Annotated in this window: 19 protein-coding genes; 9 read left to right on the top strand and 10 right to left on the bottom strand. The window is 61.7% G+C overall.

Annotated elements, in window-relative coordinates; genetic code table 11:
- Positions 1-42: 42 nt before the first annotated feature.
- The 5 genes from serS to lrp all read right to left on the bottom strand — a co-directional run bounded on the left by serS (position 43) and on the right by lrp (position 7,868).
- Positions 43-1,335 (bottom strand): serine--tRNA ligase, encoded by a 1,293-nt coding sequence (gene serS, locus AC4PR2_RS11025; RefSeq protein ID WP_038880767.1) that lies wholly within the window; start codon positions 1,333-1,335, stop codon positions 43-45.
- Positions 1,336-1,444: 109 nt separating this feature from the next.
- The gene (locus AC4PR2_RS11030) at positions 1,445-2,731 is read right to left on the bottom strand and encodes a replication-associated recombination protein A (protein ID WP_060421860.1); all 1,287 of its coding nucleotides are present in this window, start codon (positions 2,729-2,731) and stop codon (positions 1,445-1,447) included.
- Positions 2,732-2,798: 67 nt separating this feature from the next.
- A complete protein-coding gene (lolA, locus tag AC4PR2_RS11035; protein WP_019454555.1) occupies positions 2,799-3,410 on the bottom strand; it encodes an outer membrane lipoprotein periplasmic chaperone LolA in 612 nt (203 codons plus the stop codon).
- Between the two features lie 198 nt (positions 3,411-3,608).
- Positions 3,609-7,253: a DNA translocase FtsK 4TM domain-containing protein gene (locus tag AC4PR2_RS11040; protein ID WP_337046483.1), complete on the bottom strand. Its 3,645-nt coding sequence runs from the start codon at positions 7,251-7,253 to the stop codon at positions 3,609-3,611.
- A 120-nt stretch (positions 7,254-7,373) separates the two neighbouring features.
- Complete coding sequence (lrp, locus tag AC4PR2_RS11045) at positions 7,374-7,868, bottom strand: leucine-responsive transcriptional regulator Lrp (protein ID WP_004928318.1); 495 nt, start codon at positions 7,866-7,868, stop codon at positions 7,374-7,376.
- Between the two features lie 654 nt (positions 7,869-8,522).
- Between lrp and trxB the strand changes: the two genes are divergently transcribed.
- The 5 genes from trxB to infA all read left to right on the top strand — a co-directional run bounded on the left by trxB (position 8,523) and on the right by infA (position 14,321).
- Positions 8,523-9,494 (top strand): thioredoxin-disulfide reductase, encoded by a 972-nt coding sequence (gene trxB, locus AC4PR2_RS11050; protein WP_492175128.1) that lies wholly within the window; start codon positions 8,523-8,525, stop codon positions 9,492-9,494.
- A gap of 239 nt (positions 9,495-9,733) precedes the next feature.
- Positions 9,734-11,500, top strand: a complete 1,767-nt coding sequence (cydD, locus tag AC4PR2_RS11055) for a heme ABC transporter permease/ATP-binding protein CydD (RefSeq protein WP_337046482.1) — start codon at positions 9,734-9,736, stop codon at positions 11,498-11,500.
- A 2-nt stretch (positions 11,501-11,502) separates the two neighbouring features.
- Positions 11,503-13,242: a heme ABC transporter ATP-binding protein/permease CydC gene (cydC, locus tag AC4PR2_RS11060; RefSeq protein WP_337046481.1), complete on the top strand. Its 1,740-nt coding sequence runs from the start codon at positions 11,503-11,505 to the stop codon at positions 13,240-13,242.
- A gap of 29 nt (positions 13,243-13,271) precedes the next feature.
- Entirely contained in the window at positions 13,272-13,997 is a 726-nt protein-coding gene (gene aat / locus AC4PR2_RS11065) for a leucyl/phenylalanyl-tRNA--protein transferase (protein WP_197801757.1), read from the top strand.
- 105 nt (positions 13,998-14,102) lie between these two features.
- Complete coding sequence (gene infA, locus AC4PR2_RS11070) at positions 14,103-14,321, top strand: translation initiation factor IF-1 (protein ID WP_002211347.1); 219 nt, start codon at positions 14,103-14,105, stop codon at positions 14,319-14,321.
- Positions 14,322-14,526: 205 nt separating this feature from the next.
- Here the strand turns inward: infA and clpA are convergent, their stop codons facing one another.
- Positions 14,527-16,806, bottom strand: coding sequence for an ATP-dependent Clp protease ATP-binding subunit ClpA (gene clpA, locus AC4PR2_RS11075; protein WP_492175131.1), 2,280 nt, complete (start codon positions 16,804-16,806; stop codon positions 14,527-14,529).
- Between the two features lie 27 nt (positions 16,807-16,833).
- Complete coding sequence (clpS, locus tag AC4PR2_RS11080; protein WP_004928347.1) at positions 16,834-17,154, bottom strand: ATP-dependent Clp protease adapter ClpS; 321 nt, start codon at positions 17,152-17,154, stop codon at positions 16,834-16,836.
- 356 nt (positions 17,155-17,510) lie between these two features.
- Here clpS and cspD point away from each other — a divergent pair, with 356 nt between their 5' ends.
- Complete coding sequence (gene cspD / locus AC4PR2_RS11085) at positions 17,511-17,732, top strand: cold shock-like protein CspD (protein WP_004928349.1); 222 nt, start codon at positions 17,511-17,513, stop codon at positions 17,730-17,732.
- Between the two features lie 87 nt (positions 17,733-17,819).
- Here cspD and macB read toward each other — a convergent pair whose 3' ends face one another.
- On the bottom strand, positions 17,820-19,766 hold the full coding sequence (gene macB, locus AC4PR2_RS11090) for a macrolide ABC transporter ATP-binding protein/permease MacB (protein WP_089185759.1): 1,947 nt from the start codon (positions 19,764-19,766) through the stop codon (positions 17,820-17,822).
- Positions 19,766-20,881, bottom strand: a complete 1,116-nt coding sequence (gene macA / locus AC4PR2_RS11095) for a macrolide transporter subunit MacA (protein ID WP_060440293.1) — start codon at positions 20,879-20,881, stop codon at positions 19,766-19,768. The genes macB and macA overlap by 1 nt, the downstream gene beginning before the upstream one ends.
- A gap of 194 nt (positions 20,882-21,075) precedes the next feature.
- Here macA and AC4PR2_RS11100 point away from each other — a divergent pair, with 194 nt between their 5' ends.
- Positions 21,076-22,029 carry a VirK/YbjX family protein gene (locus tag AC4PR2_RS11100; protein ID WP_443014817.1) on the top strand — a complete coding sequence of 318 codons (954 nt, stop codon included), beginning with the start codon at positions 21,076-21,078 and terminating at the stop codon, positions 22,027-22,029.
- Between the two features lie 14 nt (positions 22,030-22,043).
- On the opposite strand, the gene AC4PR2_RS11105 is transcribed toward AC4PR2_RS11100, so the two are convergent.
- Positions 22,044-23,702: an ATP-dependent endonuclease gene (locus AC4PR2_RS11105; protein ID WP_492175132.1), complete on the bottom strand. Its 1,659-nt coding sequence runs from the start codon at positions 23,700-23,702 to the stop codon at positions 22,044-22,046.
- 187 nt (positions 23,703-23,889) lie between these two features.
- On the opposite strand from AC4PR2_RS11105, the gene AC4PR2_RS11110 reads away from it, so the two are divergent.
- Together AC4PR2_RS11110 and hcp are read left to right on the top strand one after the other, a co-directional pair.
- Entirely contained in the window at positions 23,890-24,786 is an 897-nt protein-coding gene (locus tag AC4PR2_RS11110) for a LysO family transporter (protein ID WP_087762266.1), read from the top strand.
- Between the two features lie 179 nt (positions 24,787-24,965).
- Entirely contained in the window at positions 24,966-26,615 is a 1,650-nt protein-coding gene (gene hcp / locus AC4PR2_RS11115; protein WP_087762265.1) for a hydroxylamine reductase, read from the top strand.
- Positions 26,616-26,623: the final 8 nt, after the last annotated feature.

Genomic DNA, 26,623 nt, shown 5'->3' on the forward strand with positions numbered 1-26,623 from the left:
ATAAAAAAAGCGCCCGCAGGCGCTTTTTTCGTGGTTTGTCGTTTAGCCGATGTATTCCAGGCCGCCCATATATGGACGCAGCACTTCAGGTACCTGAATGCGGCCGTCGGCCTGCTGGTAGTTTTCCAGCACCGCCACCAGCGTACGGCCAACCGCCAGGCCGGAGCCGTTCAGGGTGTGAACCAGACGCGGCTTCTTGTCGGCTTTGCTGCGGCAGCGCGCCTGCATGCGGCGTGCCTGGAAGTCCCACATGTTGGAGCAGGACGAGATTTCGCGGTAGGTATCCTGCGCCGGCAGCCACACTTCCAGATCGTAGGTTTTGCATGCGCCGAAGCCCATGTCGCCGGTGCACAGCAGCACCTTGCGGTAAGGCAGGTTCAGCAGCTGCAGCACTTTTTCCGCGTGGCCGGTCAGCTCTTCCAGGGCATCCATCGAATCTTCCGGACGAACGATCTGCACCATTTCAACCTTGTCGAACTGGTGCATGCGGATCAAACCGCGGGTGTCACGGCCGTAAGAACCGGCTTCCGCACGGAAGCATGGCGTGTGTGCGGTCATTTTCAGCGGCAGAGATTCCTCTTCCACGATCTCGTCGCGCACCAGGTTGGTCAGCGGCACTTCCGCCGTTGGGATCAGCGCATAGTTGCTGCTGTCGGCTTCTTCTTCCAGCGGACGGGTATGGAACAGATCTTCGCCGAACTTCGGCAACTGGCCAGTACCGTACAACGTGGCGTGGTTGACCAGGTAAGGCACGTAGGCCTCCAGGTAGCCGTGCTGCTCGGTGTGCAGATCCAGCATGAACTGGGACAGCGCACGGTGCATGCGGGCGATTTGCCCTTTCATCACCACGAAGCGCGAACCGGTCAGCTTAACCGCGGCGGCAAAATCCAGCCCGCCGGCCATTTCGCCCAGATCGACGTGATCGCGCACCGCGAAGTCGTACTGGCGCGGTTCGCCCCAGCGGGTCACTTCCAGGTTTTCGCTGTCGTCCTTACCATCCGGCACGGCGTCGTCCGGCAGGTTAGGCAGCGTCAGGGCGTAATCGCGGATCTCGCTCTGCAGCGCATCCAGCGCCGCCTTGGCGGCATCCAGCTTGTCACCCAGCTCGTTCACTTCGCGACGCAGTGGCTCGATGTCTTCCCCACGCGCTTTGGCCGCGCCGATGGATTTCGATCGGGAGTTGCGTTCCGCTTGCAGCGTTTCAGTTTCTACCTGCAGAACTTTGCGACGTTCTTCCTGCGAACGCAGCAGATCCAGATCGAGTTTAAAGCCTCGGCGAGCCAGTTTGACGGCGACTGCGTCTAGCTCATTACGCAGCAGATTGGGATCGAGCATGCTAATCCTGTGCTTGTTGTTATTGAAAGAAGTGTTGTTGTTCTATGCGGCTGATTTATAGCCGCATAAAAGAAGAGTGATACCCGCTAACCTTACCGCAACGGCCTCGCTAGCGGTAGCGTTTTGTCGGGCTATTTTGATCCTGCTCAGCCAGCCATGCCAACTTTTCGCCGATTTTCCCTTCCAGCCCACGCGAGGTCGGTTGATAGTAGCGCGTATGGGCCATTTCAGGCGGGAAATAGTTCTCGCCGGCGGCGTAGGCGTTGGGTTCGTCGTGGGCGTAACGGTACTCCGCCCCTAGCCCCATCTCCTTCATCAGCTTGGTCGGCGCGTTGCGCAGGTGCTCCGGCACGTCATAATCTGCCTGCTCTTTGGCGTCGCGCATGGCGGCCTTGAACGCGGTGTAAACCGCGTTGCTCTTCGGCGCGCAGGCGAGATAAACGATCGCCTGCGCGATGGCGCGCTCGCCCTCCGCCGGCCCCACGCGGGTGAAGCAATCCCAGGCGGCGATCGCCACCTGCATGCCGCGCGGATCGGCGTTGCCTACGTCTTCAGAGGCAATCGCCAACAGACGGCGGGCCACATAGAGCGGATCGCCGCCGGCGGTAATGATGCGCGCATACCAGTACAGCGCCGCGTCCGGCGCCGAGCCGCGCACCGACTTATGCAGCGCGGAAATCAGGTCGTAATAACGGTCGCCCTTGTTGTCGAAGCGCGCGCTGCGTTCGCCCGACACCTCTTTCAGCAGCTCCGGTGTCAGCACCCGCACGCCTTTGGCGTCTAACTCCGCCATGTCCGCCATCATTTCCAGGCTGTTCAGCGCCCGGCGCGCGTCGCCGCCCACCAGCTCCGACAGCAGGCGGCGCGTTTCCGCCGGCAGTTCGACGTTCTGATTGCCAAAGCCGCGCGCCTTGTCGCCCATCGCCTGATCCAGCACCTGGCCGATATCTTCGGCGGTCAGCGCCTTCAGCAGGTAAACACGGGCGCGGGACAACAGCGCCGAGTTCAGCTCGAACGACGGATTTTCGGTGGTGGCGCCGATAAAGGTGATGGTGCCGTCTTCAATGTGCGGCAGGAAAGCGTCCTGCTGGCTCTTATTGAAGCGGTGCACTTCGTCGACGAACAGGATGGTGCGGCGGCCGGCGTCGCGATTTTGCCGCGCCCGTTCGATCGCCTCGCGGATCTCCTTGATGCCGGAGGTCACGGCGGAGATCCGTTCGACATCCGCCTGACCGTAACGGCCAATCAGCTCTGCCAGCGTCGTCTTCCCGGTGCCCGGCGGCCCCCATAAAATCATCGAGTGCAGCTGCCCGGCCTCGATGGCGCGCGGCAGCGGCTTACCGGCGGCCAGCAGATGCTGCTGGCCGATATACTGCGCCAGCGTGGTCGGCCGCATACGCGCGGCCAACGGCTGGAACTCGTTCTGGGAAAAATCGAGCGACAGATTATTACTCACTTGCACCTCACTGGCGCTGGTCGTCCAGCGTCACCCCCTTCGGTGGGGTAAATTTGAATTTGGCCGGATCGGCGGCGACGTTCTGCTGGCTTTTCAGCGTGTAGGAACTGCGCTGACCATCCTGCTCCACCGCAGCGAAGCTGCGAATGGTACCGCTGTTGGTCACGCTGATGGCGAACTGCTTCAGGTTGCCGCTGGCGGACTTCGGCGTCAGCTCGAAATCATCGCCCTTTTGCTTCACGTTGTACTGTTTCCAGTCGCTGGCATTATTGCGGGTGATCAGCATAAACGGCGTATTGCCGGTGGCGTTCTTCAGCCAGGTCGCCGTCACCTGCTCGACGAACGGGTTATAGAACCACAGGGTCTGGCCATCGGAGACCAGCACGCTCTCATCAGGCGACGTCATATGCCAGTTGAACAGGTTTGGCCGCTTCACCCACAGCTCGCCTTCCCCCTGTTGCACCGCGGCGCCGTCGGCGCTGGTCACGGTTTGTGAGAAGCTGGCGTGGAAACTGTTCACCTTCGCCAGGCGACTTTGCAGATCCTGCGCGGCATCGGCCAGCACGGAGGTAGAAGCGAATCCCGAAAGCAGACAGCAGGCAACTAACAGTTTTTTCATTATTCCAGATACCTTATGAAATGCGTTAACCGCAGGGCGACGCCGTGCGGGTCAAATCAACCCTTTACCCGCTTACTTTACCCGAAGCCGGCGATCGGCCGGTAGGCCAATGTTCCGAGAAGAAACGGGTTTACGCTTCTTTGCACAAGGGCCGCTTAAGCGGCCCTTTCTTATTGAATTGCAATGGCTAAACGACCATCAATCGTGCCGAGGCGGCGCCAGCACCTCGCGGTTGCCGTTGTGCCCCTGCTCGCTGACGATGCCCTGCGCTTCCATCTGTTCGATGATGCGCGCCGCGCGGTTATAACCGATGCGGAACTGGCGCTGCACGCCGGAGATGGAGGCACGGCGTTTATCCACCACGAAATCCACCGCCTGGTCAAACAACGGATCCAGCTCTTCGTCACCGTCCATACCGCCGCCGGCACCGCCCTCGCCGTCTTCGCCGCCGCTAAGAATGCCCTCTTTATATTGGGGCCGCTCGCGCGCTTTCCAATCCTTGACCACCGCGTGCACTTCCTGATCGCGCACGAATGCGCCATGTACGCGCACCGGAATCGAGGAGTTCGGCGCCAGATAGAGCATGTCACCCATACCCAGCAAGGACTCGGCGCCCCCCTGATCGAGGATGGTGCGGGAGTCGATTTTGCTCGACACGGTAAAGGCGATACGCGTCGGGATGTTGGCCTTGATAAGACCCGTGATCACATCCACCGACGGACGCTGGGTCGCCAGCACCAGGTGGATACCCGCCGCACGCGCTTTCTGCGCCAGGCGAGCGATCAACTCTTCGACCTTCTTGCCGACCGTCATGATCAGATCGGCGAATTCGTCGACCATCACTACGATGTACGGCTCTTTCTCCAATACCGGCGGCGTGATGTCCATGCTGTCGGTCGGCTTCCAGAACGGATCCGGGATCGGGCGCCCCATCGCTTCGGCCTGATCGACTCGCTCGTTGTAGCCAGCCAGGTTACGCACGCCCAGGGCAGACATCAGCTTGTAGCGGCGTTCCATTTCACCCACGCACCAACGCAGCGCATTGGCGGCGTCTTTCATGTCGGTGACCACATCGGTCAACAGGTGCGGAATGCCTTCGTAAACCGACAGCTCCAGCATTTTCGGGTCGATCATGATAAAGCGCACTTCTTTCGGCGTGGCTTTATACAGGATGCTCAGGATCATGGCGTTGACCCCGACCGACTTACCGGAACCGGTGGTACCGGCGACCAGCAAGTGCGGCATTTTGCCCAGATCGGCCACCACCGGCTCGCCGGAGATGTCTTTACCCAATACGATGGACAGCGGCGACGGGTTGTCACGGAAGGCCGGGCAATCCAGCACTTCGCGCAGGTACACCGTTTGCCGCTTGGCGTTCGGCAGCTCCAGACCGACGTAAGGCTTGCCGGGGATCACTTCCACCACGCGCACCGCCGAAGTCGACAGCGAGCGCGCCAGATCGCGCGACAGGTTGGAAATGCGCGCCGCTTTAACGCCCGGCGCCAGATCCAGCTCGAAGCGGGTGATGACCGGCCCCGGCAGGATGTCCACCACATCGGCTTTCACGCGGTAATCGGCCAGGCTGGCCTCCACCAGGCGCGCCTTCTGTTCCAGCGCGAAGGAGTCGACCGGCTCCACCTCTTTCGGCGCTTCGGTCAGCAGATCCAGCGTCGGCAGCGGCGTGGTCGGCTTCTGCAGCGGCTGATCGTTGCGCATCAGGAACGGGTGAATCAAGCTGTCCATCGCCGGATGTTGCTCGGCCTGAGTTTGCTGAGGCGGCTGCTGCACCGGTTGCTGCGGCTGCTGATATTGCGGCTGCGACGGCTGCTGATACTGCTGCGGCTGTTGGTACTGTTGAGGCTGCGAGTGCGGTTGCTGAGGTTGGGCAACCGGCGCGGCAGGCTCAAACTGGCCGAACGGCACGTCGTCCTCTTGCTCGCTTTGCTGTTCAATGCGCTCTTCAAGCTGCGGGGACAGCGTGAACATCGGCTCGCTCGGGCCATCGTCCACTAAATCCGCCATCGGCGAGAAGCTGAAAGCATTGCGGGTATCGACCGGGCTGGCAGCCGGCGCCTGCGGGGCCGGTTCTTGCTGGCCGTAGCGTGCCTGCTGCTGCTCGGCGAACGCCTGGCGCAGCGCGGCCTCTTGCAGCGCCTCTTCGTCGTTCTGTTGATAACCTTCGCCATAACGTTGGCTCTGCTGTTCGGCAAACGCCTTGCTCAGCTCAGCTTCCTGCAGGGCGCTCTCGTCATCTTGCTCCGGCGCATAGGTTTCACCGTAGCGTTGGCTTTGCTGCTCGGCAAACGCCTGACGCAGCGCAGCTTCCTGCAGCGCCTCTTCTTCCTGCGGGCTCACCGCCGTCGGCTGCTGAGGCTCCACCTCGGCCTGGCGCTGTTCCTGCTCGGCCGCACGCTGCGAAGGCAGCTTGATGCCGTAAGAAGCCAGCTCGCGGCGGGTCGGAATACGTACCGGATTCGGCCGCGGCAGCTCAGGGCCGATGCCCTGTTTAACCTGCGGATTGCCGTCGCTGGTGGCCGTGAAAGCCGGCATGAAGGTCGCCGCTGCGGCGCCCGCAGCGGCAGCGGCTGCCGTATCCAGCTGTGGCTTGGCGCCGGTGGCGCTGAAACCACCCGCTCCGCTGACGTCGGCACTGTCGCGCTGCGCGGCGGTAAAATCAAAGGGAGAACGCGCCGGCGACTGCGGCGCAGCCGGCTCTTGCCAATTGCCCAGGCGCGGCTCATCGTCGTCCCGATAAGGATCGACGGGACGCGTCGCCTTAGGCGCAGGCGTTTCTTCCGGGATTTCGAAGGAATACAGCGGCGGCGTGGCGTCTTGCGCCGGGGCGCTCACCGGGTGCTGATTGACCGAGGTCGGCGCGGCCGGCGCCACCGTTACCGACGGCGCCTGTGTGGCGATCGGTGCGGCAACGGGCTCGTGGATCTCTGCCGTCACCGCCGGTGCAGGCGAAGCCGCCGGCGCGATTGGCGCGGCGTCGGCTTCAACCTCACCATCGTCGGCTCGCAGGCCGCTGAGCAACGGATCGGCGGCGTCTTCCGCCGCCTCTTTGGCGCTTTCGGTGACCGAAGGCGCGGAGAACAACACGTCGTCATCGGCGGCCGCGGCTCCGGCGGCGGTCGCGGCAACCGCGGCTGCGGCGCCCTTCCCTGCCTGCTCAGGCTCGTCGTCAACGTAACGTTCGTCATCCTCGAAATAGCGCTCTTCGCGGCGCGAGCGGTTGGTCATCACCGTCGCGACGCCCAGCACAGCACCGCCGATCTTCTCGGCGATCACCAGCCAGGACCAGCCGGTAAACAGCGTCAGCCCCGCCGCCCACACGCACAGCAGCGCCAGCGTGGCGCCGATGCCGTTGAACCACGGCAACATGGCGTTGCTCAGCAGGCTGCCGATCACGCCACCGGAAGCGAAGTAATAGAGATCGTCAACGTTCAGCGCCGCCAACCCACAGGAGGTAAGCACTAACGCCAGGGTGCCGATCAGGCGCAGGGAGAGCGCGAAATAGTCGATGTAGTCTCTGTTGCCGCGCTGGCGATAGGCCGCCCAGCACAGGACCAGCATGATCGGCGGTATCGCGTAGGCGAGCACCCCGAAGGTGAAGAACAGCGTGTCGGCCAACCAGGCCCCAACACCGCCGCCCAAATTGTGAATCGGCTCATGCCACGCGGTCTGTGACCAGCTTGGGTCAGACGGGTTGAAGCTGACCAGCGCAGCCATGAGGTAAACGGCAAAAATCGCTACCACGATAAGCACAGCTTCCAGCAAACGCCGGCCACTGCTGAGTCTTTTCAGGGTAACTTCTTTATCTTCTGTATATTCCTGGCTCAAGAAAGGCTCTCCAGGTTCCTGTTAGCTGACATAGCAACAGCGCCGAGAAGCGTCCCCGGCGCCGAAACTGTATGAATAAACAGGAGTGTAACCAATTTAATCAGGTTTTGCACCTGCACCTTACCGTGTTTTGATAACCAGACGGTTACTCTGTTTCACTTCTTCCATCACTACGTAGGTACGGGTGTCGTTGACCCCCGGCAAACGCAGCAAGGTTTCACCCAACAGTTTGCGGTAAGCCGACATGTCCGGTACGCGGGTTTTCAACAGGTAGTCGAAATCGCCGGAAACCAGATGACACTCCTGAATTTCTTCAAGCTTCTGCACTGCCGAGTTGAATTGCTCAAACACATCCGGCGCGCCGCGGTTCAGCGTGATCTCCACGAAAACCAGCAGGGACGCATCCAGATAATGCGGGTTGAGCAATGCGGTATAGCCATGAATGAAACCCTGGCGCTCGAGACGGCGCACGCGTTCTAAACATGGTGTCGGGGATAACCCCACGCGCTTCGAAAGCTCGACGTTCGAAATACGCCCATCCTTCTGCAGCTCATTCAGGATGTTGCGGTCGATACGGTCAAGATCTTTACCCGGGCGTTTCTTGTTGTCTGCCATTATTATTGTCTCTCTTATTTTCTTCCGTGCACTTGCCACACCCTAGCCAACGTCAATGTGTAAGGGTTCGTTCCAAGCGAAGACCCGATGCCTGTCATATGCTTCTTCACTACCATCATTCCACGCCGCGCAGCCTGTCTGTCCAACCCCGCGCGACGCCGGTAACGACGTTTAGGTCGAGAAAAAATCTGCAAACGCTTGCGCGCCCTGCTCCGCACATCCACCGCGCATTGCCGCCTCGCGGCGCAAATACGTACGATTTGCTGGTGTTACGGGGATAATTTCTTCTTCCTATGATGTTTTCGCAAATGCGCAGCGGATTGTCAAAGTAAAAGAAGCAAAATCAGAACAACGTACCGTCACGAAAAGTCTGCATCCCATTTTTGGTTATGAATCGCTGGCAGATAAACCCCGGCAGGGAGCGGCTGAAGTCGCAGAAGGCGCCGTTTTTGCGCGGTTGGCGATTCGGCAGCCGAATGCGGCTTTGATAAGGTAAATTTCTGCGTTCAGCGTACGATTTGCCGACAGCGGGTGCATTAATAGGCGACAACTATCATACAAATCGTTAACAACGTCGCCCGGCGCTTTTTTTACTGCGCCATTTTCCCTACAATCGGTTCCATTGTCCGCCATTGTGGAATAAAGAGGTTATTCATGGGCACGGCTAAACATAGCAAATTACTGATTCTGGGCTCCGGCCCGGCCGGTTACACCGCCGCCGTTTACGCGGCGCGCGCCAACCTGAGCCCGGTGCTGATCACCGGTATGGAACAAGGCGGCCAGCTGACCACCACCACCGAAGTGGAAAACTGGCCGGGCGACGCCGAAGGCCTGACCGGCCCGGCGCTGACGGAGCGCATGCGCGAGCATGCGGAGAAGTTCCAGACTGAAATCGTCTTCGATCACATCAACAGCGTCGATCTGCAGCAGCGTCCGTTCCGCCTGTTCGGCGACAGCGGTGAATACAGCTGCGACGCGCTGATCATCGCAACCGGCGCCTCCGCCCGCTACCTTGGCCTGCCTTCCGAAGACGCGTTCAAGGGCAAAGGCGTTTCCGCCTGTGCGACCTGCGACGGTTTCTTCTACCGCAACCAGAAAGTCGCCGTGGTCGGCGGCGGCAACACCGCCGTTGAAGAAGCGCTGTACCTGTCCAATATCGCCGCCGAGGTTCACCTGATCCACCGCCGCGACAGCTTCCGTTCGGAGAAGATCCTGATCGACCGGCTGATGGAAAAAGTGAAAAGCGGCAATATCGTGCTGCACACCGACCATACGCTGGACGAAGTGCTGGGCGATGAAATGGGCGTGACCGGCGTGCGTATCCGCAGCACCAAAGCGGAAAACGAAACCCGCGAACTGGAACTGGCCGGCGTGTTCATCGCCATCGGCCACAGCCCGAACACCGGCATCTTCGGCGGCCAGCTGGAGCTGGAAAACGGCTACATCAAGGTGCAGTCCGGCATTCACGGCAATGCGACCCAAACCACCATCCCCGGCGTCTTCGCCGCAGGCGACGTGATGGATCACATTTACCGCCAGGCGATCACCTCCGCCGGCACCGGTTGCATGGCGGCGCTGGACGCAGAGCGTTACCTGGACGGCATCGCCGGCGCAGAAGTCTGCTAAGACTTTCTCGCCACCAGCAAAAAGCGGCTCTCGAGCCGCTTTTTTTGTCCCTTTCTTCAGCGATCCCCTATCGCGTCTGTTATAGCCACATTTGGCCGCTTTATTATTTTCAGTCTGCCGGGTGACGAGGTAACATGGGACCTCGCTTGTTTGCCGCCGATTGCGCCAAACACTATTATTTAACAGTACGTTAACCCAGCCCGTAACAAACGGGCGCCGGCGATGCAGACGCATATCTGATGAAAAAAACCAGACAGCAACAGTTAACCCGTTGGCTTAAAACCCAGAGTTCGTTAGCGCAGCGTTGGCTGCGCCTTTCCATGCTGTTGGGGCTGTTCAGCGGCCTGCTGATCGTGGCGCAGGCGTGGCTGCTGGCCAGCCTGCTGCACGCCCTGATCATCGAGCATACCCCACGCGAACAGCTGATCCCTTCGTTTATCTGGCTGGCCGCCGCGTTCGCGCTGCGGGCACTGTTAAGCTGGCTGCGGGAACGGATTGGTTTCCTGTGTGGGCAGGTGATCCGCCAGCGCATGCGCCAACAGGTGCTGGATAAGCTGCAGCAGCTCGGCCCGGCCTGGATCCAGGGCAAACCGGCGGGCAGCTGGGCCAGCATCATCGTCGAACAGATCGAGGATATGCAGGACTATTACTCGCGCTATCTGCCGCAGATGTATCTGGCGGTTTTCATCCCGCTGCTGATTTTGATCGCCGTCTTCCCGATCAATTGGGCCGCGGGCATCATTCTGCTGGCAACCGCGCCGCTGATCCCGCTGTTTATGGCGCTGGTCGGCATGGGAGCCGCCGACGCCAACCGTCGCAACTTCGTGGCGCTGGCGCGCTTGAGCGGCAACTTCCTCGACCGCCTGCGCGGCCTGGACACCCTGCGGCTGTTCGACCGCGCGCAGGCCGAAACCGCGCAGATCGCCAAATCCTCCGAAGACTTCCGCAGCCGCACCATGGAAGTGCTGCGCCTGGCCTTCCTCTCTTCCGGCGTGCTGGAGTTCTTCGCCTCGATCTCCATCGCCGTAGTGGCGGTGTACTTCGGCTTTTCCTACCTCGGCGAACTCAACTTCGGCAGCTACGGCCTCGGCGTGACGCTGTTTTCCGGTTTTCTGGTGTTGATTCTGGCGCCGGAGTTTTTCCAACCGCTGCGCGATCTCGGCACCTTCTACCATGCCAAAGCGCAGGCGATCGGCGCGGCGGAAGCGCTGGAAACTTTCCTGAGCGCCGAAGGCGAGCAGATGGGCAACGGCACGCGGCAACTGCCCGCCGATCAACCGCTGACGCTGCAGGCGAACGCGTTGGAAATCCTGTCGCCGAACGGCGTACTGCTGGCCGGGCCGCTGAGCTTCACCCTGCAACCGCAGCAGCGCGTGGCGCTGGTCGGGCTGAGCGGCGCCGGTAAAAGCTCGCTGCTGAATCTGCTGCTCGGCTTCCTGCCTTATCGCGGGTCGTTGACCGTCAACGGCATTGAGCTGCGTGAACTGTCCGCCGAAACCTGGCGTCAGCAGCTGAGCTGGGTCGGCCAGAACCCGCACCTGCCGGCGCAAACCCTGCGCGCCAATATCCTGCTGGGCTGCCCGCAGGCCGACGAAGCGCAGCTGCAGCAGGCGGTGGAACTCGCCTACGTCAGCGAACTGCTCCCTTATCTGCCGCAGGGGCTCGACACCGAAGTGGGCGACACCGCCGCTCGCCTGTCGGTCGGCCAGGCGCAGCGCGTGGCGGTCGCCCGGGCGCTGATCGGCCCGCGCAGCCTGCTGCTGCTGGATGAACCGGCCGCCAGCCTCGACGCCCACAGCGAACAACGGGTGATGCAGGCGTTGAATGCCGCTTCGCATCAGCAAACCACCCTGCTGGTAACGCACCAGCTGGAAGATACCGAAGACTACGATCAGATTTGGGTGATGGATAACGGGCGCATCGTGCAACAGGGCGATTACGCCACCCTCAGCGCCCAACCGGGCCTGTTTGCCACTCTGATCGCCCATCGCCGCGGGGAGCTTTAATCATGCGCGTTTTGCTGCCGTTTTTGGCGTTGTATCGCCGCCATAGCCTGCTGATTAGCCTGGGCATCCTTTTGGCGATCGTCACTCTGCTGGCCAGCATCGGCCTGCTGGCACTCTCCGGCTGGTTCCTGGCCGCCTCGTCGCTGGCCGGATTGGCGGGCCTGTTGACCTTCAACTACATGCTGCCGGCCGCCGGCGTGCGCGGCGCGGCAATCTTCCGCACCGCCGGGCGCTATGCCGAGCGAGTCGTCAGCCACGACGCCACCTTCCGCGTGCTGTCGCATCTGCGGGTGTTCACCTTCAGCAAGATCCTGCCGCTGACGCCGGGCGGCATCGCCCGCTTTCGCCAGGCCGAGCTGCTCAACCGCCTGGTGGCGGACGTGGACACGCTGGATCATCTTTATCTGCGGGTGATCTCGCCGCTGATCAGCGCGGCGGTGGTGATCCTGGTGGTCACCTACGGCCTGAGCTGGCTCGATCCTGCGCTCGCCCTGACGCTGGGCGGCATTCTGTTACTGTTGCTGCTGCTGGTGCCGCCGGTGTTTTATCGCGCCGGCAAGCCGATCGGCGGCCAGCTTACCGCCCTACGCGGCCAATACCGAACCGACCTGACCGCCTGGCTGCTGGGGCAGGCCGAGCTGGTGGTGTTCGGTGCCGTCAACGACTTCCGCCAGACGCTGAACGCCACCGAACAGCGGTGGCAACGCCGCCAGTGGCAGCAAGCCTCGCTGAGCGGCAAGGCGCAGGCGCTGATGATCCTCGCCAGCGGGCTGACGGTGACGCTGCTGCTGTGGCTGACCGCCGCCGGCATCGGCGGCGATACCCAGCCCGGCGCGCTGATCGCGCTGTTTGTCTTCGCCGCGCTGGCGTCGTTCGAAGCGCTGATGCCGGTCGCCGGTGCCTTCCAGCATCTCGGCCAGGTGATCGCCTCCGCCACGCGGGTCAAACAGATCATCGCTCGTCAGCCGGAGGTCACCTTCCCGACCACCGGCCCGGCCGCCGCCGATCGCGCTCAGCTTAGCCTGCGGCAGCTGAGTTTCACCTACCCCGACCAGCCGCAGCCGGTGCTGCGCGACGTCACGCTCGAGGTCGCGGCCGGCGAACACATCGCCTTGCTCGGCCGCACCGGCTGCGGCAAGTCCACCCTGCTGCAGCTGCTGACCCGCGCCTGGCGCACCGACGGCGGCAACATTCTGCTCAACGGCGAACCGCTGGAGGATTATGATGAAACCACGCTGCGTCGGATGACCACGGTCGTCAGCCAGCGTGTGCATATCTTCAGCGATACGCTGCGGGAAAACCTGCGGCTGGCCGCGCCGGACGCCGACGACACTCGCCTGAGCGAGGTGCTGCAGCAGGTGGGGCTCGGCAAATTGCTGGACAGCGACGGCGGGCTGAACGCCTGGCTGGGCGAAGGCGGCCGGCAGCTGTCCGGCGGCGAACAGCGCCGTCTGGGCATCGCCCGCGCGCTGCTGCACCCAGCCCCGCTGCTGCTGCTCGACGAACCGACCGAAGGGCTGGACGCCGAAACCGAGCAGCAGATCCTGGCGCTGCTGCGCCGGCATTGTCAGGGCAAGACGCTGATCCTGGTGACGCACCGTCTGTACGGCCTGGAGCATCTCGACCGCATTTGCGTGATGGACGACGGCCGGATTGTCGAACAGGGCGATCACGCCACCCTGATGCGCCGGCAGGGCCGCTATGCCCGCTTTCGCAACCGTATCAGCAACCTGGCGCCGTAATCGGCCCGTAGAGGACGCAGAGAGCCTGTATGCGCATCGTTAAGCTTTCCCCCCAATCGCTGGCGTTTCCCTCGCCTGAGGGCGCCCTGCGCGATCCCAACGGCCTGCTGGCGATCGGCGGCGACCTGACGGCGCCGCGGCTGCTGGCGGCCTACGAGCGCGGCATTTTCCCCTGGTATTCGCCGGGGGAAGCGATTCTGTGGTGGTCACCCGATCCGCGTGCGGTGTTGTTCCCTGCCGAGTTTCATCTCAACCGCAGCCTGAAACGCTTTTTGCGCCACGATCCGTTTCGCATCACGCTCAACCACGACTTCGCCGCGGTGATCGCCGCCTGCGCCCATCGGCCGGATGAAGGCACCTGGATCGGCCCGGAGGTACAGCACGCCTATCAGCATCTGCACCGCCTCGGCTACGCGCACTCGGTGGAGGTATGGCAGGATGATCAACTGGTCGGCGGCATGTACGGCGTGGCGCAGGGCGCGTTGTTCTGCGGCGAATCGATGTTCAGCCGCGTCACCAACGCCTCAAAATGCGCATTGATGGCCTTTTGCCGCCATTTTGCCGCTTATGGCGGGGAATTGATTGACTGCCAGGTGCTGAACGCTCACACTGCCCGCCTTGGCGCGCGTGAAATTCCGCGCCGTCAATTTTTGCAGCAGCTCAGCACCCTTCAACGGCGGCCTTTGGCGCCGGCGTGCTGGGAGCAGCAAGTCATATCCCCACAGCCGGTTGAACCGCCCTCTCCAGTAAACTAATTGATGGAAACGGTGCAATGTTCACCGACACATCTTTACATAATGGGGGTTTTTCGGCATTATCTTGCCGGTTAAAAACTAAGGTAGTTAGACCTAGAGGATTCGATGGCCAAAGAAGACAATATTGAAATGCAGGGCACCGTTCTTGATACGCTGCCGAACACCATGTTCCGCGTTGAATTGGAAAACGGGCACGTGGTAACCGCACACATCTCCGGTAAAATGCGTAAAAACTATATCCGCATCCTGACGGGCGACAAAGTCACTGTAGAGCTGACCCCGTACGACCTGAGCAAAGGCCGCATTGTCTTCCGTAGCCGTTAATCGGCTCACCGCGCGCCACACGCTGGCGGCATCGAGGATGTAATCCCTCGGGAGCCCTTTCCGTTTACCCCCGCAGCGACGTTACACAACGGGTTGCAGGTGCGCAGGTAAACTGAGAGGGCTCACTCGTTTCTGTTGTACGGTGAATCTCACCCATAAAAAAAGCGATGCCGAAGCATCGCTTTTTCTTTGCCTGAAGGCAGCCTTAGTGTACCGCGCCCTCGTCCGCCTTGCGTTTGGCGGCGCTGAGGAAGTGGTAGGTCAGCTGTTTCTTGTCCTTGTCCAGCTCGACCTTCACGGAACCGCCGTCCACCAGCGAGCCGAACAGCAGTTCGTTGGCCAACGGTTTTTTCAGGTTCTCCTGCATGACGCGCGCCATCGGGCGAGCCCCCATCGCACGGTCGTAGCCCTTCACCGACAGCCAGTCGCGCGCTTCGTCGCTCACTTCCAGCGAGACGCCCTTAGCATCCAGCTGCGCCTGCAGTTCGACGATGAACTTGTCGACCACCTGCTGGATCACCTCGGTAGACAGATGGTTGAACCAGATGATGTTGTCCAGACGGTTGCGGAACTCCGGCGTAAACACCTTCTTGATCTCTTCCATCGCGTCGGTGCTGTTGTCCTGCTGCACCAGGCCGATCGATTTGCGTTCGGTTTCCCGTACCCCGGCGTTGGTGGTCATCACCAGGATCACGTTGCGGAAGTCCGCCTTGCGGCCGTTGTTGTCGGTCAGCGTCCCGTTGTCCATCACCTGCAGCAGCAGGTTGAACACGTCCGGATGCGCCTTCTCGATCTCATCGAGCAGCACCACCGCATGCGGATGCTTGATCACCGCATCGGTCAGCAGCCCGCCCTGATCGTAACCGACATAGCCCGGAGGCGCGCCGATCAGACGGCTGACGGTATGCCGCTCCATGTACTCGGACATGTCGAAACGCAGCAGCTCGATATCCATCGCCTTGGCCAACTGTACGGTGACCTCGGTTTTCCCGACCCCGGTCGGCCCGGCGAACAGGAAGGAACCGACCGGCTTGCGCTCGTGGCCCAGACCGGCGCGGCTCATCTTGATCGCTTCGGTCAACGCTTCGATCGCCTGATCCTGGCCGAACACCAGCATCTTCAGGCGATGGCCCAGGTTTCTCAGCACGTCGCGATCGCTGGCCGACACGGTTTTCTCCGGGATGCGAGCGATGCGCGCCACCACGGATTCGATATCGGCCACGTTGACGGTTTTCTTGCGCTTGCTGGCCGGCATCAACCGGCTGCGGGCGCCCGCCTCGTCGATCACGTCGATCGCCTTGTCCGGCAGATGACGATCGTTGATGTATTTCACCGACAGCTCCACCGCGGCGCGGATCGCCTTGGCGGTATAACGCACGTCGTGGTGCGCTTCATACTTGGCCTTCAGGCCGTTGATGATCTGAACGGTCTCTTCCGCCGTCGGCTCGGTGATGTCGATCTTCTGGAAACGGCGCGCCAGGGCGCGATCCTTTTCGAAGATGTTGCTGAACTCCTGGTAGGTGGTCGAGCCGATCACCCGGATCTTGCCGCTCGACAGCAGCGGTTTGATCAGGTTGGCGGCATCCACCTGCCCACCGGAAGCCGCGCCGGCGCCGATGATGGTGTGAATTTCATCGATGAACAAAATGCTGTTCTGATCCTGTTCCAGCTGCTTGAGCAGCGCTTTGAAACGCTTCTCGAAGTCGCCGCGGTATTTGGTGCCGGCCAGCAGTGAACCGATATCCAGCGAATACAGCGTGCAGTCCGCCATCACTTCCGGCACGTCGCCCTGCACGATACGCCAGGCCAGCCCTTCGGCGATGGCGGTCTTGCCGACGCCGGATTCGCCGACCAGCAGCGGGTTGTTTTTACGACGGCGGCACAGCACCTGAATCGCGCGCTCCAGCTCACGATCGCGGCCGATCAACGGATCGATGCCGCCCACACGGGCCAACTGATTGAGGTTGGTGGTGAAGTTTTCCATACGGTCTTCCCCTCCGGACTGCTCTTCGTTCACCGGGTTTTCCGCATTCGGCGCTTGGCCCGGCTCGTCTTTACGCGTGCCATGTGAAATAAAGTTCACCACGTCGAGACGGCTGACGTCGTGTTTGCGCAGCAGATAGGCCGCCTGCGACTCCTGCTCGCTGAAGATGGCCACCAACACGTTGGCGCCGGACACTTCGCTGCGGCCGGAAGATTGCACATGGAAGACCGCACGCTGCAGCACGCGCTGGAAGCTGAGCGTCGGCTGAGTGTCGCGCTCTTCTTCGCCGGCGGGCAGCGTCGGTGTGGTTTGTTCGATGAAGGCTTCCAGCTCCTGGCGCAACGCGGCCAGATCCACCGTACATGCCTCAAGCGCTTCTCGCGCGGCAGGGTTGCTCAGCAACGCCAGCAACAGGTGCTCCACGGTCATAAACTCGTGTCTGTGCTCACGCGCCCTGGCGAAAGCCATGTTGAGACTGAGTTCCAGTTCTTGATTGAGCATAAGCACCTCCCCAATAGATTGCCTTATTCAGGCTTTTTCCAGCGTACAAAGCAACGGATGCTCGTTCTCCCTTGCGTACCGGTTCACATGGACGACTTTGGTTTCCGCCACCTCGGCGGTAAAAACACCACAGATCGCCTTGCCTTGATAGTGGACCGTGAGCATCAGTTGCGTTGCGCGTTCAATATCATAAGAAAAGAACTTTTGCAGAACGTCAATCACAAATTCCATCGGTGTGTAATCGTCGTTGTTAAGTATAACTTTATACATAGACGGCGGTTTTACCGCATCGATTTGTTTTTCTTCGGCCAAGTGTTCAAAGTTTAGCCAGTCGTTGTTATTGCCCATCGCTGCTCATCTTCTCTGCTCTGCCCTCTTATATGGGGGCAGGTTTCGGTTATTCAAAGTGGGGGATAGTTACTATTTTATCATCTTCGGCTTCGTCCCGCCGCACTGTAACGTGCGCAAAAAAACGGGCCAATTGTGACTGAATCGTGGCAATAGCGTTACCTGCTTCAAACTTTGGTGAACTGCTCCCCGCCGACAAAAGCCGATCCCTTGACGGCCCGATCATTTGCTCTAGAGTGTAAATTCGTGGCTGGTGGTCTTTTAACCACCCTTTGTCCACGCTGCTACCCGCCCACGGCGAGTGCGAAATCAGTTATTCATCTCACTTAAAATAGCGTTGCGAGGGATGTAAAAGCATGGAGACGGGTACTGTTAAATGGTTTAACAACGCCAAAGGTTTTGGCTTCATCTGCCCAGCCGGCGGTGGCGAAGATATTTTCGCGCATTATTCCACCATCAAGATGGATGGTTACAGAACGTTGAAGGCGGGCCAGCAGGTCAGCTTCGACGTGCATCAAGGGCCAAAAGGGAACCATGCCAGCCTTATTGTGCCGGTGGAAAGCGAGGCGCTGTCCTAAACGCTTCCGGCAGCGTCGCGCTGCATTGACCGTGACTGCGATAAAAATGCCAGCCGCCGTGTGACTGGCATTTTTTATGCCTTTTACTTACTCGCGCGCCAGCGCATCGATCGGATTCAGCCGCGCGGCATTACGCGCCGGCAGATAGCCGAACACCACCCCGATGCCGGTGGAACACAGGAACGCGCTCAGCAACGCCGCCGGCGGGAAGCTGATCTGCCAGCCCGGCAATACCAGCTGCACCGCCAGACCAATGGCGAACGACAGCGTAATCCCCAGCGCGCCCCCCACCAGGCAGACCAATACCGCCTCGATCAGGAACTGCTGCAACACGTCGCCGGAACGAGCACCCACCGCCATGCGGATGCCGATCTCGCGCGTACGTTCGGTCACCGACACCAGCATGATGTTCATCACGCCGATACCGCCGACCACCAGCGAAATCACCGCCACCAGCGTCAGGAACAGCTGCAGCGTGCGGGTGGTTTTCTCGGCGGTTTGCACCAGGCTGTCCATGTTATAGGTGAAGAAGTCCTTCTTGCCGTGGCGCAGCGTCAACAGGCGCGACAGCTGCTGTTCCGCTTCCTTGCTGTCGTAACCGTCGCGGATGCGCACGGTGATCGAGTCGAAATAATTGTTGCCCATCAGCCGGTTGGCCATGGTGCTGTAAGGCACCCACACGTTCAGCGTCTTGCTGCTGCCGAACATCGACTGCTTCTCCTTGGCCACGCCGACCACCGTCGCCGGCATATTGCCTACCAGGATCACCTCGCCCACCACGTTCTTCTGGTGCGGGAACAGCCGCCGCTGGGTATTGGCGTCGATCACCACCGTCTGCGCTTGCGACTGCACCTGCAGCGGATCGATGCCGACGCCCTGGGTAAAGCTCATGCCGTACACGCGGAAGAACTGCTCGCTGACGCCGTTGACGTTGGCCGCCGCGTCGACGTTGCCCAAGCGCAGCCGCATGCTGCTGCTGATGCTCGGCGACAGCGCGCTGATGTAAGGCTGTTCGCGCAGCGCATCGAGATCGCCGTATTTCAACGATTGCCGGTAGGTCGGATCGTCATCGCCGAAGTCCTTGCCGGGATAGATATCGACGGTGTTGGTGCCGATGGATTTGATGTCCGCCAGCACCATCTGCTTGGCGGCGTCGCCGATCACCAGGATCGACACCACCGAGGCAATGCCAATAATGATACCAAGCATGGTCAGCGCGGTGCGCATCTTGTTGGCCGCCATCGCACGCCAGGCCATCACCAGCGCCTCGCGGAAACGACCGCCCATCTGCCGCCAGGAAGCCGCCGCCGCGGCCAGCGCCAGCGGCTTGGCCTGCGCATTCTCCTGCGGTGCCGGACGCGAATCGGCGATAATCTCGCCGTCGCGGATCTCGATGATCCTCTCCGCCTGGCGCGCTACCGCCGGATCGTGGGTCACCAGGATCACGGTGTGGCCCTGGGCGCACAGCTGTTTGAGGATCGCCATCACTTCTTCGCCGGAGTGGCTGTCGAGCGCGCCGGTCGGTTCATCCGCCAGGATCACCTGCCCGCCATTCATCAGGGCGCGGGCGATGCTGACGCGCTGCTGCTGGCCGCCGGAAAGCTGGCTCGGCCGGTAGTTGACGCGCTCCCCCAGCCCCAGACGCCGCAACAGCGCCACCGCCCGTTCGCGCCGCGCCGCTTTGCCCAGCCCCGCATACACCGCCGGCACTTCGACGTTGTGCGCCGCGCTCAGGTGCGGCAGCAGATGATAGCGCTGAAAGATAAAGCCGAAATGCTCGCGCCGCAGCTGCGCCAGCGCATCGTCGCTCAGGGTGGCCACATCCTGCCCGGCCACCCGATACACGCCGGCGCTCGGTTTGTCCAGACAGCCGAGAATGTTCATCAGCGTCGATTTGCCGGAGCCGGAGGCCCCCATGATCGCCACCATTTCACCGGCTTCAATGCTCAGGCTGATCCCCTTCAGCACCTCCACCGTCTGCTCGCCGGAACGGTAGCTGCGGCGGATGCCGCTCAGCTGCAACAGCGCCGCCATCAGCCGGCCTCCACGCCGCCGCGGCTGACGATCACCTCATCGCCCGCCTCGAGGCCGCTGAGGATCTGCACGTCGATATTGTTGCGCAGGCCGATAGCCACCTCGCGCTTCTCTTCCTTGCCCTGTTTCAGCACCGAGACGTGGTAGCGATTGTCGGCGATCTGATCGCCCAGCGCCGCCAGCGGGATCACCAGCGCCTGCTCGACGCCGGCCAGCTGAATATGCACCTGCGCCGTCATTTGCAAGCGCAGCAACCTTTCCGGGTTGGGCACTTCGAAACGCGCATAATAGAAGATGGCGTTGTTGACCTTTTCCGGCGTCGGCTGAATGTCTTTCAGCACGCCGTCGAAGCGCCGGGTCGGATCGCCCAGCACCGTGAACCAGGCCTTCTGACCCGGCTTGAGGTTAATGACGTCGGCCTCCGATACCTGCGCCTTCACCAGCATGGTGCCGAGATCCGCCAGCGTCAGAATGTTCGGTGCCTGCTGCGCCGCGATCACCGTCTGGCCCTGCAGCGTGGTGATCTGCACCACGTCGCCATCCATCGGCGCCTCGATGCGGGTATAGGCCAGGTTGATCTTGGCGGTATCCAGGCTGGCCTGGTTCCGCGCGATCTGCGCATTGATGGTGCCCACCTGCGCTTTCTTCACCGCCAGCTGCGTCGCCGCCTGATCCAGATCCTGGCGCGACACCGCCTGCAGCTTGGCCAGCGCCTGGTTGCGCTGCAGCGTGACCGCCGCCAGCTGCTGTTCGGCCTGCGCCTGCAGCAGTTGCGCATGCAGTTCACGCAGCGTCGCCTCGCCTTCGCGGATGCTGTTCTGCGCCTGTTGCGGATCGATAACCCCCAGCAACTGGCCTTTCTTCACCTTGTCGCCGATCTCGACATACAGCTTTTCCAGCTGTCCGCTGACCTGCGCGCCGACGTCGACCTTGCGCACCGCGTCCAGTTGGCCGGTCGCCAACACGTTCTGCTGCAGATCGCGCTGGGTGGCCTTTACCGTTTTGAAATCGGTTGGTGCCGGATGGCGAAAGTGCCAAACGGCCGCCGCGGCAAGCGCCGCAATGACCGCCAGAACGAGTATCCAGCGGCGTTTATGTCCTTTAAACCCTGTCAAAATTGACCTGCCTGTGCTTGTGAATATCAACCGCCCATTGCGGCGGCGGAGCTAAATTAGCACGCACCGTAGGGAATAACTAAACCTTAGCTCAACACAATGTGGAGACACGCCTGGTTACAGTTCAGCATTGAACTCCCGTTTAGTGAAGCCTTGATGAAATAGCGCCATTCAATACAGCCAAGGATTTCATCATGTCACAGCTCAGCTACCCACTCGCCTCCGCCCGGCCGCTTAACGGCTGGCAACTGATGACGGCGCTGATCAATGGCGAAAAGGCACCGAGCAACGCCTGGAAAAAAACCTCGTTTCGCCTGAAGTTTCTCGGCCGTTCGCTGCTCAACTGGCGCACTACCAGCGGCCTGCTCAGCACCCTGGCCAGCAACCCGCTGCTGGAAGAGATCCTGAGCGCGCAGCCGAACCTGCCGTGCAAACTGCATCGCCCGTATCTGGCGGCCAACATGAGCAAGATCGAATGCCTGTTCGCCCTGCGCGATCATTACGATCTCATCGCGCAGCGCATGCCGCTGAAGATGCGCCTCGGCCACCTCGGCCCGCAGTCTTTCGTGCTGGCCAGCGCGATGGGCAAAAACGAAGCGCCGATCGCGCTGGAACTGGCGGCGATCGACAAGCTGAATAAGGAAGGGGAAGCCACGCTGCTGCTGCGCAACGCCAACGGCGTGATGCTGGCGGAGATCACCTTTGCGCTGATGCATTATCAGCAGCAACCCACGCTGTTCATCGGCGGCCTGCAGGGCGCCAACCATGAGGTGCCGCACGCCGAGATCCAGCACACCACCAAAGAGTGTCACGGCCTGTTCCCCAAACGCCTGGTGCTGGAAGGCATCTGCACGCTGGCGCGGCACCTCGGTATCCGCCAGATCGTGGCGGTCAGCAACGCCACCCATATCTATCAAAACTGGCGTTACCAGAGTAAGAAGAAGGACAAACTGCACGCCGATTACGATCAGTTCTGGCTGTCGATGGGCGCCAAACCGCTCGACAGCGGCTATTTCCTGCTGCCCGAACGCATCGCTCGCAAGCCGATCGAAGAGATTGCCAGCAAGAAGCGCGCCGAGTATCGCCGCCGCTATCAGCTGCTGGACGAGCTGGAACAAGGATTGGCGGCGCATTTCTGCGCCCGATAACGCCCGGCTGGCCGTCAGTCCGCCCGGCCGCGCGCCAGCCAGATCACCCGTGAGAACATTTTCTTCAGCAGCGGCGGCACCGAGTCCGTGCCCCATTCGCCGGCCTGCATCGCGACCTCGATCGCCAGATCCGGCTTCGACGAGTGGTGGACCGCTTTCAGGATCACCTTGCGCACCGGCATCTGCGCGTTGAGCGGCACCGACGCCATCCGGTGATAAACCGGGCCGAACCCTTCGCGGAACATGAAGTGCTCCATGTCCGGCGCCGGCAGCGCGGTCAGCCGATCGCGCTCGTTGTCTTCATGATTGTCCAGCAGGCTGCGCACGGTATTGGCGTACTTTTTTCCCGCCTCGTCGCCGTCCACCAGCGCATGCCACTCGATGCCCATGCGGCGGGCAAAGCGCAGCAGCGGCTTCAGGCCGCACTGGGCGAATTCGATGACCCTCACCCCTTCCGCCTCGAAATGGTAGCCGCACTGGCGCGCCAGCTCGTTCAGCAGCCACACTTCGGTCTCGCCTTCCACCAGCAGCCAGCAGCGGGCGAACAGCGACGACGGCCGGTTGAAACGGATGTGAAACGCGATGCGCCGCCCGTCTTCGGCGCTCAGCCCGCGCGGCCCGAGACGGTAGGTCGCGACCCGCCCCGACTCGCGCACCAGCCGGGAGACGTGCTCCACCGGCACCAGCGACACCAGTTCGCTGGAGTTGGTGGTGGTGATGCGCTGCAGCGGCAGCTGATTGAGCAGCCCCCAGGCCACCGACAGCATGATCGGGTGCAGGCGAGTTTCCGGGTCTTCCACCAGCAGCAGCGGCCGGGCATGCGGATCCAGCTTGACGTCGCCCTTGGCCTGCAGCAGGGTGGAAAACATCCCGAGCAGGATCAGGCGCATGCTGCGGCTGTTCGGTTCGGCCACCATGCGGTTGATGCCGTCCAGCGCACGCCAGGCATCCTGCTCCGGTTCGCCGCCGCGGCGGCGCGGCCGCGCCACCTGCGAACTCTGCTCGGCAAAATAGTGCTCCAGCAGCTGCTGCATGGCCGCCAGGCCCTGGCGCAGCTCACCGTTGGTCAGCTTCTGCGGATTGCGCACCAGCTCGCGCGTCAGCTGATCCAGCTGCTGCGCCAGCGCTTGGGTATCGGGTTTGCGTTCATCGCCGAGGCTGCTGGGGCGCAGGCGGCGAATAAAGCGCGCGTCGCGCAGGCGCAATACCGGGTGGATGCGGATGATGGCGTGGGCCAGCTGTTCGATATGGTGCAGTTGAAAGGCGTTGCCGTCGGCGTCGAGAAAACCGCGCCAGGTGCACACCGTGCCGTCGTCGGCCAGCTCGCCCTCGCAGCGATAATGAATGCGGCTCAGGCCATCTTCCCCCTTGACCCACAGCGGCGTCAGGTGGCGATAGCGCGGCAGGTGCGCATGGCCGATGTCTTTTTCGCAGAAGGTGAACACCACCTGCAGGTGGCGCTCTTTGGCCGACTCTTCACCGGGGGGAAAATGAAAGTCGTGCGCTTCAAACCGATACAGCTTCTGCTCCGGCGCCAGCAGCAGCGTCAGCGCATCCAGCAGGCTGGATTTACCCCAGGCGTTTTCGCCGAGCAACAGCGTGTTGTCGTCCAGCATCAGGGACAGCCGATTAATGCCGCGAAAACCTACAATTTCGATACGCTCCAAGAACATCCGCCGCCTCCCGTGCGCGCCGTCGCCTCTTCAATGAGGTGACCTTCACAGAGCATGGTCAAAAAACCCCTTGCAGGTCAAGCGGCCAACGTCAAATCTGCCGCTTTACTCCGGCCGGGCTTTTGGTTAGCGTGTGCTCCTCGCCGCCGTTCGGCGCGCTTCAAAACTCAAGGACACAAGCTGCACCATGTACTCAGGACTGTTGATTATTCTGTTACCGCTGATTGCCGGTTACCTCATTCCCTTACGCCATCGCCCGCTGCTGGTGCTGATCAACCGGCTGCTGAGCTGGATGGTGTACGTGATCCTGTTTTTCATGGGTATCAGCCTGGCGTTCATGGAAGATCTCAGCAGTAACCTGGTGCTGATCTTCCAGTACAGCGCGGTGTTCTTCTTCTGCATTCTCTGCGCCAATCTGCTGTTGCTGACGCTGCTGGAGCGGCGCATGCCGTGGCGCAGCAGCCATAAACAGGAAAAGCTGCCTTCGCGCGTGCACATGGCGCTGGAGTCGCTCAAGCTGTGCGGCGTGGTGCTCGGCGGCTTCCTGCTCGGCCTGACGCAGTGGCAATGGCTGCAGTTCGCCCATAAAGGCAGTGAATATGCGCTGATCTTCCTGCTGTTGTTGGTCGGCATTCAGCTGCGCAACAGCGGCATGACGCTGCGCCAGATCGTGCTCAACCGCCGCGGCACGCTGGTGGCGCTGGTGGTGACCGTCGCGTCGCTGGCCGGCGGCGCGCTGGCGGCGCAGCTGCTGGGGCTGCCGGTCAAGGCCGGGCTGGCGATGGCCTCCGGCTTCGGCTGGTATTCGCTGTCGGGCATTCTGATCACCGACGCCTACGGCCCGGTGATGGGCAGCGCCGCGTTCTTCAACGATCTGGCGCGCGAGCTGGTGGCGATCATGCTGATCCCGACGCTGGTGCGCCGCAGCCGCTCCACCGCCCTCGGCCTGTGCGGCGCCACCTCGATGGACTTCACCCTACCGGTGCTGCAGCGCAGCGGCGGGCTGGACATGGTGCCCCCCGCCATCGTGCACGGCTTCCTGCTCAGCCTGCTGGCGCCGGTGCTGATCGCCCTGTTCTCCTGATCCTTTCCCCTGGGGCCGCCCGGCCCCCAAAGCGTAATAATTCCCATCCGCACGGCAAAATTGCGCTAAATCAAACTTGCCCGCAGTAGTCGCACAAAAGCCTTTTGCAACCCCGATCGCCGATCTATGCTTTTAAACAAGCATTACAAATGCAACTTTAAAAATAAAAGGAAGCGACTATGTTCTGTGTGCAATGTGAACAAACCATCCGTACCCCGGCAGGCAACGGCTGCGCGTATGCTCAGGGCATGTGCGGCAAGACGGCGGAAACCTCCGATCTGCAGGATCTGCTGGTGGCGGCGCTGCAGGGGCTCTCCGCCTGGGCGCTGCAGGCGCGTTCGCTGGGCATCGTCGACCACGAGATCGACAGCTTCGCCCCGCGCGCCTTCTTCTCCACCCTGACCAACGTTAACTTCGACTCTCAGCGCATCATCGGCTACGCGCGCGAAACCCTGCTGCTGCGCGATTCGCTGGCCGCCCGTTGCCGGCTGCTGGACGCCGGCGTACGCGTCGATCACCCGATGGCGACGCTGCAGCTGGCCGGTGACGATATGCCTACGCTGCTGCAACAGGCGGCGCAGTTTGCCCTCAACAGTGACAAGGCCGAGGTAGGCGACGACGTCCACGGGTTGCGCATGCTGTGCCTGTACGGCCTGAAAGGCGCGGCGGCCTATATGGAACACGCGCACGTGCTCGGCCAGTTCGACGAGCAGCTCTATGCCGACTACCACGCCTTTATGGCCTGGCTCGGCACCCGGCCGCGCGACGTCGACACTCTGCTGAACAACGCCATGGGCATCGGCAAGATGAACTTCAACGTGATGGCGATCCTCGATCGCGGCGAAACCCAGGCCTACGGCGATCCGCAGCCCAGCGCGGTCAACGTGCGCCCGGTAGCCGGGAAAGCCATTCTGATCTCCGGCCACGATCTGAAAGATCTGCGCATGCTGCTCGAACAAACCGAAGGGCAAAACGTCAACGTCTACACCCACGGCGAAATGTTGCCGGCGCACGGCTATCCGGAACTGAAAAAATTCAAGCACCTGGTGGGCAACTACGGCAGCGGCTGGCAGAACCAGCAGACGGAATTCGCCAAATTCCCCGGCCCGATCGTGATGACCTCCAACTGCATCATCGATCCGAACGTCGGCAACTACGGGGATCGCATCTGGACCCGCAGCATCGTCGGCTGGCCGGGCGTCAACCATCTGGAAGGCGACGACTTCGGCGCCGTGATCCGCCAGGCGCAGGGCATGAACGGCTTCCCTTACACCGAAATTGAGCACCTGATCACCGTCGGCTTCGGCCGCCAGACGCTGCTGAACGCCGCCGACACGGTGATCGATCTGGTGTCGCAGAAAAAACTGCGCCACGTCTTCCTGGTGGGCGGCTGCGACGGCAGCCGCGACGAGCGCAGCTACTTCACCGACTTCGCCCGCAGCGTGCCGCAAGACTGCCTGATCATGACGCTGGCCTGCGGCAAGTACCGTTTCAACAAGCTTGACTTCGGCACCCTGGAAGGGCTGCCGCGCCTGCTGGACGTCGGCCAGTGCAACGACGCCTACTCCGCCATCATGCTGGCGGTCAAGCTGGCGGACACGCTCGGCTGCAGCGTCAACGAGCTGCCGCTCAGCCTGGTGCTGTCCTGGTTTGAACAGAAGGCGATCGTCATTCTGCTGACGCTGCTGTCGCTGGGGGTGAAAAACATCGTCACCGGCCCGACTGCGCCGGGCTTCCTGACCGACAACCTGATGGCGATCCTCAACGAGAAATTCGGCCTGCGTCCGATCACCACCGTCGAGCAGGATATCAACGCGCTGCTCGCCTGATGCCGTTA

Source organism: Serratia sp. A07 (genome assembly GCF_058725505.1).